Source organism: Synechococcus sp. R8-2 (assembly GCF_047461715.1).
Classification (GTDB): domain Bacteria; phylum Cyanobacteriota; class Cyanobacteriia; order Thermostichales; family Thermostichaceae; genus Thermostichus.
In genome coordinates this window covers 1-10,630 of record NZ_JANSHQ010000216.1, presented here as the reverse complement: position 1 = coordinate 10,630, position 10,630 = coordinate 1, and the positions used below count along the sequence as shown (strand labels likewise).

The 10,630-nt window shown below is 59.8% G+C and carries 14 protein-coding genes; 8 read left to right on the top strand and 6 right to left on the bottom strand.

The genetic code is table 11. From position 1 onward, the window contains the following. Nucleotides 1-60: 60 nt before the first annotated feature. From NW819_RS05905 to thrC, 4 genes are all read right to left on the bottom strand, one after another. On the bottom strand, nucleotides 61-639 hold the full coding sequence (locus NW819_RS05905; protein WP_011434357.1) for a DNA-3-methyladenine glycosylase: 579 nt from the start codon (nucleotides 637-639) through the stop codon (nucleotides 61-63). Nucleotides 640-665: 26 nt separating this feature from the next. After that, nucleotides 666-941, bottom strand: a complete 276-nt coding sequence (locus NW819_RS05900; protein WP_011434358.1) for a ubiquitin-like small modifier protein 1 — start codon at nucleotides 939-941, stop codon at nucleotides 666-668. Between the two features lie 36 nt (nucleotides 942-977). After that, nucleotides 978-1,499: a fasciclin domain-containing protein gene (locus tag NW819_RS05895; RefSeq protein ID WP_011434359.1), complete on the bottom strand. Its 522-nt coding sequence runs from the start codon at nucleotides 1,497-1,499 to the stop codon at nucleotides 978-980. 104 nt (nucleotides 1,500-1,603) lie between these two features. Next, the gene (thrC, locus tag NW819_RS05890) at nucleotides 1,604-2,944 is read right to left on the bottom strand and encodes a threonine synthase (RefSeq protein WP_414413189.1); all 1,341 of its coding nucleotides are present in this window, start codon (nucleotides 2,942-2,944) and stop codon (nucleotides 1,604-1,606) included. Nucleotides 2,945-3,441: 497 nt separating this feature from the next. Between thrC and mnmG the strand changes: the two genes are divergently transcribed. Continuing rightward, on the top strand, nucleotides 3,442-5,379 hold the full coding sequence (gene mnmG / locus NW819_RS05885; protein ID WP_414413188.1) for a tRNA uridine-5-carboxymethylaminomethyl(34) synthesis enzyme MnmG: 1,938 nt from the start codon (nucleotides 3,442-3,444) through the stop codon (nucleotides 5,377-5,379). On the opposite strand, the gene tsaD is transcribed toward mnmG, so the two are convergent. Beyond that, on the bottom strand, nucleotides 5,337-6,437 hold the full coding sequence (gene tsaD / locus NW819_RS05880) for a tRNA (adenosine(37)-N6)-threonylcarbamoyltransferase complex transferase subunit TsaD (RefSeq protein ID WP_414413187.1): 1,101 nt from the start codon (nucleotides 6,435-6,437) through the stop codon (nucleotides 5,337-5,339). The genes mnmG and tsaD overlap by 43 nt on opposite strands. A gap of 205 nt (nucleotides 6,438-6,642) precedes the next feature. Here tsaD and NW819_RS05875 point away from each other — a divergent pair, with 205 nt between their 5' ends. The 3 genes from NW819_RS05875 (at nucleotide 6,643) to NW819_RS05865 (ending at nucleotide 7,949) form a co-directional block, all read left to right on the top strand. Further along, nucleotides 6,643-7,188 carry a Photosystem I reaction center subunit III gene (locus NW819_RS05875; protein ID WP_414342216.1) on the top strand — a complete coding sequence of 182 codons (546 nt, stop codon included), beginning with the start codon at nucleotides 6,643-6,645 and terminating at the stop codon, nucleotides 7,186-7,188. Nucleotides 7,189-7,240: 52 nt separating this feature from the next. Next, entirely contained in the window at nucleotides 7,241-7,360 is a 120-nt protein-coding gene (locus NW819_RS05870) for a photosystem I reaction center subunit IX (RefSeq protein ID WP_011434365.1), read from the top strand. Between the two features lie 100 nt (nucleotides 7,361-7,460). Continuing rightward, a complete protein-coding gene (locus NW819_RS05865; protein WP_414332284.1) occupies nucleotides 7,461-7,949 on the top strand; it encodes a photosystem I reaction center protein subunit XI in 489 nt (162 codons plus the stop codon). A gap of 6 nt (nucleotides 7,950-7,955) precedes the next feature. Here the strand turns inward: NW819_RS05865 and NW819_RS05860 are convergent, their stop codons facing one another. Continuing rightward, a complete protein-coding gene (locus tag NW819_RS05860; protein WP_041436874.1) occupies nucleotides 7,956-8,156 on the bottom strand; it encodes a hypothetical protein in 201 nt (66 codons plus the stop codon). A 208-nt stretch (nucleotides 8,157-8,364) separates the two neighbouring features. Here NW819_RS05860 and NW819_RS05855 point away from each other — a divergent pair, with 208 nt between their 5' ends. From NW819_RS05855 to NW819_RS05840, 4 genes are read left to right on the top strand one after another with little or no spacing between them, the layout of a single operon-like run. Next, entirely contained in the window at nucleotides 8,365-8,796 is a 432-nt protein-coding gene (locus tag NW819_RS05855) for a ribonuclease III domain-containing protein (protein ID WP_011434368.1), read from the top strand. A 33-nt stretch (nucleotides 8,797-8,829) separates the two neighbouring features. Further along, nucleotides 8,830-9,966 (top strand): 23S rRNA (guanosine(2251)-2'-O)-methyltransferase RlmB, encoded by a 1,137-nt coding sequence (rlmB, locus tag NW819_RS05850; RefSeq protein ID WP_414413186.1) that lies wholly within the window; start codon nucleotides 8,830-8,832, stop codon nucleotides 9,964-9,966. A gap of 22 nt (nucleotides 9,967-9,988) precedes the next feature. Further along, nucleotides 9,989-10,246, top strand: coding sequence for a DUF1816 domain-containing protein (locus tag NW819_RS05845; protein WP_414384163.1), 258 nt, complete (start codon nucleotides 9,989-9,991; stop codon nucleotides 10,244-10,246). Beyond that, the gene (locus NW819_RS05840; protein WP_414400108.1) at nucleotides 10,246-10,563 is read left to right on the top strand and encodes a 2Fe-2S iron-sulfur cluster-binding protein; all 318 of its coding nucleotides are present in this window, start codon (nucleotides 10,246-10,248) and stop codon (nucleotides 10,561-10,563) included. Before NW819_RS05845 ends, NW819_RS05840 begins: the two co-directional genes overlap by 1 nt. Nucleotides 10,564-10,630: the final 67 nt, after the last annotated feature.

Here is a 10,630-nt window from a genome sequence, read left to right as displayed (position 1 = left end):
CGTAAGCGGGACGGAGTCCTTTAGCCACTGCCTTCTGCGAGCATTGTCCGCCTGCCCCCACTAATAGCGCGACACCGCCGGATGTCCACCAATGTACCAGCGCCAGGGGATCTCGGCTCCTTGGGTGATGCCGATGCGGGTGGTTTGGACGATGGACAACTGCGTTTGCCAAGAGGGGGATCCCTCCAGCCAAATGCCTTCCTGGCCGGCTTCCGCCCGCTCTAGCCGCCAGCCGTTGTGGGATCCGTCGATGCGCAGTGCTTGACAGAGCAGGCCCGGCCCCGCCGCCGCCCGTGCTGGCTGATTCTGTTTGTTGGCCGGGATCCAGTCTGGCAGGCGATCCAACTGAGCTGCCCGGATCAGAACCGCCGCCGGGATCCCTTCTGGCTCGGTAACGATATTTAGACAGTGGTAGAGGCCGTAGATGCGATAGATGTAGAGATGCCCTGGCGGGCCAAACATGACCTGGTTGCGTTGGGTCTTGCGGCGGTAGGCATGGCAGGCCGGATCCCCAGCCGTGTAGGCCTCCGTCTCTACGATCTGGGCCCGCACCTGCAGCCCATCGGCAAATTGCCGCACCAGAACCATGCCCAGCAAGGCAGGTGCCACCAGCGGGGCCGGCTGGCTCAACCACTCCACAGCGTCCACGGCAGGCTTGGCAGCCCTCAGCCCCCAGCAACGGCAGGGACGATGCTCACCTCATCCCCATCTTGCAGAGGGGTGTCACATCCCTTGAGGAAGCGAATGTCTTCGCTGTTCACATAAAAGTTGACGAAGCGGCGCAATTCCCCCTTCTCATCGCACAGCCGCGCCTTAATCCCCGGACAGCGTTGTTCCAAAGCATCCAACAATTCGCGGATGGTGGATCCCTCGCAATTCACCACCCCCTGATCCTGGGTGAGCGCCCGCAGCGTGTTGGGAATCAGCACCTTGACTGCCATAGCCCAATGCCTCGTCCATTAACCAACATCAAAAAACTAGGGTAGCAGCACCCCATCGATGCCGTGAATCACGCCGTTGGAAACTGGAATATCCGCCAGGTTCACGTTAGCCCCGTTGACCCGGATGCTGCCATCGGATCCCACCTGCACCTGCAGCGGCAGCCCTGCCAAGGTGGTCAGAGTGGTCGATTGGCCGGGCCGCAGGTCAAACGAGGTAATCCGCCCCGGCACCACATGATACGTGAGAATGCGGGTGAGCTGAGCCCGGCTGGCCGGCTGCAACAGCGTCTCCACCGTACCCGGCGGCAGTTGCCCAAAGGCCACATCGGAAGGGGCAAAGACCGTGAACGGCCCCGGCCCTGCCAACGCCGTATTCAGGCCCGTCGCCCGCAAAGCTGCCGCCAGCGTCGAGTAGCTGCTGGGCAAAGTTTCCAGCTCAACGGCAATGGTGTTTAGCCCTTGAGGCTGGGCCGCAGGAGCAAAGACAAGTGGGGCCACTACAGCCGCCAACGGGATCCAACGGCGAACAAGGCGTTGAACAGAAGGAAAGATAGGCATCGTGCAAAGCTCCTGAGCCAATAGGTCTACGCCAGGGATCTTAACAGTTCTTCATTAAGATTCTGTTAAGAGGCAATGGAGAGGGTCTTCCCTGCAAACCGAGTTCATACTGATGCCTCCTGCCAGTCCAGCCGCTCCAGGGTGCGGGCCCGCTCCAAAGCCTGTTCAAAGCTCTCCAGCCTGGGCGAGATCACCAGCGGATGGCCTACGTGGGCTTGAACCGCCTCCTGGGTCTTCAGACCGTTGCCGGTAATGTAGGCTACTGTAACCGCCTCGGGATCAAGTTGGCCGGACTCTGCTAGGCGTTTGAGCACGGCAATGGTGGTGCCGCCGGCGGTTTCGGTGAAGATGCCTTCGGTCTCGGCCAAAAGCTTGATGCCGGCAACAATCTCCGGATCGGCAGCCGTCTCGATCTGGCCGCCGGTTCTGCGGGCGATCTCCAGGGCGTAGATCCCGTCGGCAGGGTTGCCGATGGCGATGGACTTGGCGATGGTATTGGGCTTAACCGGAGTGACAAAATCCCGTCCCTCGCGGAAGGCTTGGGCAATGGGCGAACATCCCTGCGCCTGGGCGCCGTGGAAGGTGACCGGCTTATCCGCCACCAGCCCCACCTTCACAAACTCCTGGAAGCCTTTGTAAACCTTGGTGTACAGGGATCCCGAGGCCAGCGGGATCACCACCTGATCCGGCAGTTGCCAGCCCAGTTGCTCCACCACCTCGTAGGCCAGGGTTTTGGAGCCTTCCGAGTAGTAGGGGCGCAGGTTGATATTGACGAAGCCCCAGCCGTAGCGATCCGCCACCTCGGCGCAGAGGCGATTCACCTGGTCGTAGTTGCCCTCCACCGACATGACGGTGGGGTTGTAAATCAGGGATCCCAGCACTTTGCCCGCTTCTAAGTCCGCCGGGATGAAGATGGTGCAGTCTAGGCCGGCATGGGCGGCAATGGCAGCCGTGGAGTTGGCCAAGTTGCCCGTGCTGGCGCAGGAAACGGTGGTAAAACCCAGCTCCTTGGCACGGGTCAGCGCCACCGACACCACCCGATCCTTGAAGCTGAGGGTGGGCATGTTGACGGCATCGTTCTTGATGTAAAGATTTTTCAATCCCAGCCGCCGACCCAGCCGCTCCGCCTTAACCAGCGGGGTCATGCCGGTGCCCACATCGATGGGCTTCTCAGAAGTCACCGGCAGAAAAGGCCGATAGCGCCAGATAGACAGCGGCCCGGCCTGGATGCTCTGACGGCTAACCGTGCGCTTCAGCCAGTCGTAGTCATAAGCCACTTCCAGGGGGCCGAAACACAGCTCACAAACATGCTTGGCGACCGGCTCATACTCGGCGCCACACTCCCGACAGCGCAAACGGCTGAAGCCCACCTTGGAGCTGTGCAAGGCAGAGGCCAACGGGGAATCGGCAGGGCTGAGCGGGCGTTCGGAAAGAGTTTGGGACATGGGCAGCCTCAAGGTGAAGGAAAGGGTGGGCGCTGGATTGAACTTACCTATCGTTGGGGGGAATCTTATCACCCGCAATCTGCCGCGTCAACTAAACCCGACTAAAATAGTCTGGATTAGATCCGGTTGAGGATAATGGAATCGGTGCTTGGCTCTCTCAGGCGGGCTGTCTGGTGTTTGTATGAGCCGCAACATCCCTTGGGCGACTCTGCCCTTTCCTCTGGGATCCCCTGCTATCGGCAGCCTTGGGGGAGCTGATCCCAGCGCCCTGAGGTCTCTTCAACTCTTCAATCAGGTGACTTAGGCTGGGAACTGAGCCTCTACCCAACTTTATTTCCCAGGGCAACAGAAAACTTTCCCTACTGCTCTGCCTGCCTCAGGCCGGTTGCAAATAACCCTATCCGTTGCCGCCATCGCTAAGCTGGATAAGCGAGCTGAAATAACCTGAAAATTAAAAGACCGGGGATCCCGGCTATTCATTTTGGAATTGCCACCCTATGCTCAGAGTTGGACGGGACAGCATTGATTTTCTCGATCACTACGATGTGGTGGTGGTTGGCGGGGGGCACTCCGGCTGTGAGGCAGCATTGGCGGCAGCGCGGCTGGGCTGTAACACCCTCATGCTGACGTTGAATCTGGACAAGATCGCCTGGCAACCCTGTAACCCTGCCGTCGGCGGCCCGGCCAAATCGCAACTGGTACACGAAATCGATGCCCTCGGCGGCGAGATGGGCAAAGTTACCGACCGCACCTATTTGCAAAAGCGGGTGCTCAACCGTTCGCGGGGGCCGGCGGTGTGGGCGCTGCGGGCGCAAACCGACAAAAGGGAATATGCGCGGGTGATGCGCTCGGTGGTGGAAAACCAGCCTAACCTGACGATTCGCGAGGGCACTGTCACCGATTTGGTGTTGGGGCGCAACGACGAGGTGGTGGGCGTGGTCACCCATTTCGGCACCATCTTCGGCTGTCGGGCGGTGATCCTGACCACCGGTACGTTTTTGGGGGGGCGCATCTGGATTGGTCGCCACTGGCAAGCTGCCGGACGGGCAGGGGAATTTGCCGTGGAAGGGCTGACCGACACCCTGCACCAACTGGGCTTTGAAACGGGCCGGCTGAAAACCGGCACCCCCGCCCGCGTGGATCGGCGCAGCGTGGATTTTTCGGTCATGGAGCGGCAACCGGGGGATCCCGATGTGCGCTGGTTTAGCTTCGACCCCGAGGTGTGGGTGCCAAGGGAGCAGATGGATTGCTACTTGACCCGCACCACCCCAGAGACCCACCGCATCATCCGGGAAAATCTCCACGAAACCCCTGTCTATGGCGGCTGGGTGGAGGCCAAAGGGCCCCGCTACTGCCCCAGCATCGAAGACAAGATTGTCCGCTTTGCCGACAAGGAAAGCCATCAGATTTTTATTGAGCCGGAAGGGCGGGATCTGCCGGAGCTCTACATCCAGGGGTTCTCCACGGGGATGCCTGAGAAAATCCAGATCCAGATGTTGCGCTCCTTGCCTGGCCTGGAGCGGTGCGTCATGCTGCGGCCTGCCTATGCGGTGGAATACGACTATCTGCCGGCCACCCAGCTCTACCCCACTCTGATGACCAAAAAAGTGCAGGGGCTGTTTTGCGCCGGCCAGATCAACGGCACCACCGGCTACGAAGAGGCGGCAGCTCAGGGGCTCATAGCCGGGATCAACGCCGCCCGCCTGGTTCAAGGCAAGCCCCTGGTCACCCTGCCGCGGGAGTCCAGCTACATCGGCACCCTCATCGACGATCTCTGCACCAAAGAACTGCGGGAGCCCTACCGCATGCTCACCAGCCGCTCCGAATACCGCCTCATCCTGCGCTCCGACAATGCCGACCAACGGCTCACCCCCCTGGGGCGAGAATGGGGCTTGATCGATGACCGGCGCTGGGCCCTGTTCCAAGCCAAGCAAGCGCGCATTGCCGCAGAAATCGAGCGCCTGGAAACGCAGCGGGTGAAGGCCCACGACCTGGCCGGCATCCAACTAAGCCAACTGACGGGGCAGGGGATCAAGGGATCCGCCACCCTGGCCGAGATCTTGCGCCGCAACCAGATTCACTACTCCGATCTCCTGGAACTGGGGCTGGGGGATGCGGAGCTGGATCCCTTTGAGCAGGAGGCGGCAGAGATTGCCGTCAAATACAGCGGCTACATCCAGCGGCAGCAGAGCCAAATTGAGCAGGTGAGCAAGCAGTACCACCGCCCTCTGCCCCCCGATCTGGACTACCACTCCATCCCCACCCTCTCCAAAGAGTCGCGGGATAAGCTCTCGGCGGTGCGTCCCCTCACCGTGGGCCAGGCAGCCCGCATTGGCGGTGTCAACCCCGCCGACATCAATGCCCTGCTGATCTACCTGGAAGTGAGGCAACGTCAGAGGACGGCTGCGGCAGATCCCGTCTGTTCTTCTGTATGAGCTCCGCCCCCACCCAGGTAGAGGGAAGGGATCCCTTCCAGGGGCAGGCGAGAGGCCACCCCCAGCTCCAGCGGCGAGACCTCCCCCCGCAGCCAGTGGCAGAGCCCAGCTGCCCCGATCATGGCCGCATTGTCGGTACAAAGGGCAATCGGCGGGATCACCACCCGCAACCCCCTTTGCCGGGCTGCTTCTGTGAGGCGGGCCCTCAGCTCCCGATTGGCAGCTACCCCTCCCGTCAGCAGCAGCGTCGAGAGGCCCAGCGCCTCGGCGCAGGCCACTGCCTTTTCGGTGAGCACATGGGTCAGACAGGCCTGGAAGCTGGCGGCAATGTCGGCAATGGGCAACTCCTGGCCTTGCTGCTGCAACTGCTGGACTAGGCGCAACACCGCCGTTTTCAGGCCGCTGAAGCTTGTGTCGTAGGGATGCTCCACTTTGCCCTCGGGCAGGGGAAAGCGCTGCGGATCCCCCTGCTGAGCCCAGCGGTCAATCTGCGGTCCCCCCGGATAGCCCAGCCCCAGCAGCCGCGCCACTTTGTCAAACGCTTCGCCGGCAGCATCGTCGCGGGTGCGACCCACCGTCTGGTACTGCCCGTAGTCCTTCATCCAGATCAAGCTGGTGTGGCCCCCCGACACCAAAAGGCAGAGGCAGGGGGGGCGCAGATCGGGCTCGGCCAAAAAGCCGCTAAAGAGATGGCCCTCCAGATGGTGCACCCCGATCAGGGGCTTGTCGTAAAGCAAAGCCAAGGTCTTGGCCCCCATCAGCCCCACCAGCAGGGATCCCACCAGGCCCGGCGCACAAGTTACGGCAATGGCATCTACCTCGGCCACCTCCAATCCGGCCTGCTGCAGAGCAGCCTCTAGCACAAAGGGCAGAGTTTCCACATGCTGCCGTGAGGCCACCTCCGGCACCACGCCCCCGTAGGCCGCATGGAGGTCGATTTGGCTGGCCACCACCGAGCTGAGCTGCCGCGGGGCAAACCCCGGCCAGGCCACATCCGCCGCCACCACAGCCACAGCCGTTTCGTCACAACTGGTTTCGATGGCAAGGACGCGGGGCATGGGAGAGCAGGCTGGGCAAAAGGGATAGGAGAGCTTTGGGATACTTGAGATACTTGAATTAAGAATTGTGTGAGCTAAAACCCGGGATCCGTCGGGGCGAGGCGCTCAGGAGTATGATACTAACCGTTTAGTGCCTGTTGCTGCACTTAGCATCCCTTAGCATTTGGACAGATCCTAGACCCCTACCTCAAGGACACATCCTGCTATGCGAACCTTTTTAAGCCTTCTTTTGGCCCTTTGCATTGCGCTTGGCCTCGCCCAATCTGTGCAGGCAGAGCCCTTGATTGGTCTGAAACCTTGCAGCGAAGTTCCCGCCTTTCAGGCCCTGATGAACGAACGCCTGAGCAGCCTAGAGGAGAAGATCCTCAACGCCAGCCCTGCTATGGCCCCTGTTTACCAGCAAAAGCTGGCCCAAACCAGCAAGCGCTTTGAGCGCTACAGCAAGCTGCTCTGCGGCGAAGAGGGCCTGCCCCACCTGGTTACGGATGGTCGGTTGAACCATGCGGGCGAGTTTCTCATCCCCGGTCTGCTCTTCCTGTATATTGCCGGTTGGCTGGGCTGGGCGGGGCGTTCTTACCTGATCGCGGTTCGGGATGAGGATAGCCCCGAAATGAAAGAAAGCCTGATCGATGTACCGCTGGCGCTGCGGTGCTTCCTCACGGCTTTGGCTTGGCCCGCTGCTGCTTTTAAGGAAATTGCCAGCGGCGAAATTCGAGAGCCGGAAGCGGCTGTGCCCATCTCCCCCCGCTGAGGAGCTGAGCCCGGCTTTCTAACTCGATTTATTTAACTTTTGAGAGGCGTCTATGGCTGATTTCACCAAGTTTCTCACCACTGCTCCGGTGGCATTTATCCTGTTTTCCAGCTTTGTTTTTGCCCTGTTCATCGAGATCAATCGCTTCTTCCCCGACATTTTGACGTTCTGAGTGTAGGCCAGGGATCCCCAGCGCAACCTACGCCCGGTGGGATCCCTGCTTTTTTAGGCTTTTTTCCATCCTCCTTTGAACTGGACACAGAGTTGCTGAAATGGTCGAACCCAATGCCGATCCTGCTCCGTTGAATAGGTTGAACATGAATAAGGGATACGTCACCGTCCCTGAGGGAGATCCGCAAATTGGGGATCTCTGGACACCGATCAACCACGCGCCTGTTGTCCGGCTGTTGATCGACTGGCTGCCCATCAACCGACCGGGATTGAGTTCCATTTGGCGGGGCTTGGAAATCGGTATGGCCCACGGCTATTGGCTGGTAGGCCCCTTTGCCAAGCTGGGGCCGCTGCGCAACGAGCCCATCGGTCTGCTGAGCGGCTTTTTGGGAGCCTGTGGCCTGATCTTGATTCTGACGGCGGCCCTTTCTCTCTACGGCACTGTCACTTCGCAGCGCAACATAGGGCCGGTAGGGGGATCCCAATCTTGGAGCGAATTGGCCGCTGGCTTTTTGGTAGGGGGTATGGGGGGGGCGGTCGTCGCCTACCTGCTTTTGCTGAATGCAGATCTCCTTGTCCCCGCATCTTAACTGGAGCTATTGGCCATCCGTTGGATCATCCACAACGTCTTTAATCGCTTCTCGAGCATCCTCGACTCCAGGGTGGGTGGCTGCCTTTGTTTGCTCGGCCTTACCTTCCAGCCTTTCACGCTGATCGCTGGCCAGCTCACCCACAATTTCTTGGATTTTGCTCTCCAGATTCTTGGCAGTAACTCCAACTGGCTTTTCAAGGCTCATAACATCAGCCCCTTAACCGGCTTTGCCCTGTCTACTCGATAGCACCTTTTCTCTCTGGGCCTCGTGATCCAAATCACCTGCAAGGGGGGAAAGAGCGCGAGTCAGGCTAGCAGACCAGAGGAAGCTTGTCTTAGCATGGACTGAATCCTGCAATGAGCCGATGACAGCGGTTCTAGACATTTTTTCTGCCTATCTTTCGTGAGCTGCTGTGAACGATCTGCTGTTCGAGCCCACTTCCGAAAGGCCCTCCTTGGCCGAGATTCGCCGCCTATCGCCCGCAGCCTTGGCCTACTTGGGAGACGCCATTTACGAACTGCATGTGCGGCGGCAACGGCTATTTCCTCCAGATCGACTGGAGCGCTATCATCAGCAGGTGGTGAGGCGGGTGCGCGGCTCGGCTCAGGCTAAGCTGCTGTTGGCCCTGTTGCCCCATCTCAACCCCGAAGAGCAGGAAATTGTCCGCTGGGGTCGCAATGGCTGCGGTCGCCCACCCCGGCATCTGCCTCTGGCCGATTACCAAAACGCCAGCGGCCTGGAAACAGTTCTGGGCTATCTCTACCTGGCCAATCCCGAACGGCTGCGCCATATCCTCGCCCTCACTGATGTTTTGGCTGAGACCCTAGGCGAGTGGGAAGGTTAGGATAGTCTTTCCGTCTTTCCATCTTCCACGCCCATGCCCAAGACTTCTCAGCGCAAACCTGCTTCACGGCTGTCTCGCTCGGGCAAACTGCAGCCGCGAAGGGCAGGGCAATCCGTTAGCAAGCGGGTACAGCGGCCCAAACGCCGAGACGGGGATCCCAAGCTTGCCCTCCGAGAGGCTCCAGTGAAGCCCATCCGTTGCGACGCGCAACGGCAGTGGCCCCAAGGCAAGATGGCTCCTCAACCAGTAGGCGAGCTGGATCCCGGCCTTCCCATGGGTGGGACAGGGGTTCTGCCGGAAGAAGTGCAGCTTCAGGCCGACGGGGATCCGCAGACCGAGCTGGAGCAAGAGATTATCTACGGTCGCCAGACAGTACTGGCCGCCCTGAGAAGTCAAGCCACCCTCAATCGGGTTTGGATCTTGCCGAAGTTGCGCTACAGCCCCCAATTTTTGTCTCTGTTGGAAGAAGCCAAAGCGCGGGGCACCGTTATCGACGAAGTGTCTCCAAAGCGGCTGAACGCCCTCACGGCTGGCGCCAACCACCAGGGTATCGCTGCCCAAGCCACGCCTTATCAGTACGTGGCCCTGGAGGATTTGGTGGAAAGAAGCCGGCAGGCCAGCCCCAATCCAGTGCTGGTAGTCCTAGACGGGATCCAGGATCCCCATAACTTGGGAGCCATTGCCCGTAGTGTGGAGGCTTTTGGCATGCAGGGGATGGTGATCCCACAACGGCGGGCAGCAGGGGTAACCTCGACGGTGATGAAGGTGGCGGCAGGAGCCCTCTCTACCTTGCCGGTGGCGCGGGTGGTGAATTTGAATCGGGCTTTGGAATACCTCAAAGAGCAGGGGTTTTGGGTTTATGGCACCACCAGCCGAGGGACTGACCCCATCTATAGAGCCGATTTTCAACGGCCCATTGCCTTGGTGGTGGGATCCGAGGGGGAAGGGATTAGCCTGCTCACACAGCGCCATTGTGACCAACTGCTGTCCATTCCCTTGGCAGGCCGCACTGAAAGCTTGAATGCTTCTGTGGCCGCCGGCATTGCCCTCTACGAAATCCACCGGCAGCGCTCTCCCCACCACCTCAAACGCCCTGAGGTTGATACATTCCTCAACAAATCGTCAATAAAAGTAGTAGAATCTAGGGGATTGCAAAAGGACATCCAATGATTGCGAGACTTGATAATGGGGGATGGATCCCGTGAGCAACCTTTTGGCCAATCTGTTGGATAAGCTGCGCGGCCTATCGGTCTGGATCGAGATCACCACCGAGGACTGTACCTACTACTACGGCCCCTTCTCCGATGAAGCTGAGGCGGAGCGGCTCAAAGGCCACTACATCGCCGACCTGCAAAAGGAAGGAGCCAAAAAGATCCAGGCTCTGGTGAAGAAAATGCGCCAGCCACAGTCTCTGACGGTGACCCGTACTCCGTCGGGAGCCCGTTCCTGATGTCTGCTACGGCTTATCAAGTAACCCTTCATCACCGCGGCCAAACCTACCGCTTCCCCGCCTCTGCGGATCAGACGCTTCTACAAGCTGCTCTGGAGCACGGGATAGAGCTACCTTCCTCTTGTCAGGCGGGGGTTTGCACTACCTGTGCGGGGCGGCTGAGGTCGGGATCTGTGACTCAGACAGAGGCAATGGGGATTGGGCCAGAACTGCAGGCCCAAGGGTTTGTGCTGCTGTGTGTAGCCTATGCTACCTCCGATTTGGAGGTGGAGACCGATCAAGAGGAAGAGGTTTACCGTTTGCAGTTTGGCTCCTAACCGCGCCGGATTTCTGTTCAGGTCTACTTGTTAGTAGGTGTTGTAGTCATTTCGATTCAAACTAGGA

Excerpts from the sequence above, each read along its gene's own strand:
- NW819_RS05900 (WP_011434358.1), bottom strand. The coding sequence starts at position 941 with ATGGCAGTCAAGGTGCTGATTCCCAACACGCTGCGGGCGCTCACCCAG.
- NW819_RS05895 (WP_011434359.1), bottom strand. The coding sequence starts at position 1,499 with ATGCCTATCTTTCCTTCTGTTCAACGCCTTGTTCGCCGTTGGATCCCG.
- thrC (WP_414413189.1), bottom strand. The coding sequence starts at position 2,944 with ATGTCCCAAACTCTTTCCGAACGCCCGCTCAGCCCTGCCGATTCCCCG.
- mnmG (WP_414413188.1), top strand. The coding sequence starts at position 3,442 with ATGCTCAGAGTTGGACGGGACAGCATTGATTTTCTCGATCACTACGAT.
- tsaD (WP_414413187.1), bottom strand. The coding sequence starts at position 6,437 with ATGCCCCGCGTCCTTGCCATCGAAACCAGTTGTGACGAAACGGCTGTG.
- NW819_RS05875 (WP_414342216.1), top strand. The coding sequence starts at position 6,643 with ATGCGAACCTTTTTAAGCCTTCTTTTGGCCCTTTGCATTGCGCTTGGC.
- NW819_RS05870 (WP_011434365.1), top strand. The coding sequence starts at position 7,241 with ATGGCTGATTTCACCAAGTTTCTCACCACTGCTCCGGTGGCATTTATC.
- NW819_RS05865 (WP_414332284.1), top strand. The coding sequence starts at position 7,461 with ATGGTCGAACCCAATGCCGATCCTGCTCCGTTGAATAGGTTGAACATG.
- NW819_RS05860 (WP_041436874.1), bottom strand. The coding sequence starts at position 8,156 with ATGAGCCTTGAAAAGCCAGTTGGAGTTACTGCCAAGAATCTGGAGAGC.
- rlmB (WP_414413186.1), top strand. The coding sequence starts at position 8,830 with ATGCCCAAGACTTCTCAGCGCAAACCTGCTTCACGGCTGTCTCGCTCG.
- NW819_RS05845 (WP_414384163.1), top strand. The coding sequence starts at position 9,989 with ATGGATCCCGTGAGCAACCTTTTGGCCAATCTGTTGGATAAGCTGCGC.
- NW819_RS05840 (WP_414400108.1), top strand. The coding sequence starts at position 10,246 with ATGTCTGCTACGGCTTATCAAGTAACCCTTCATCACCGCGGCCAAACC.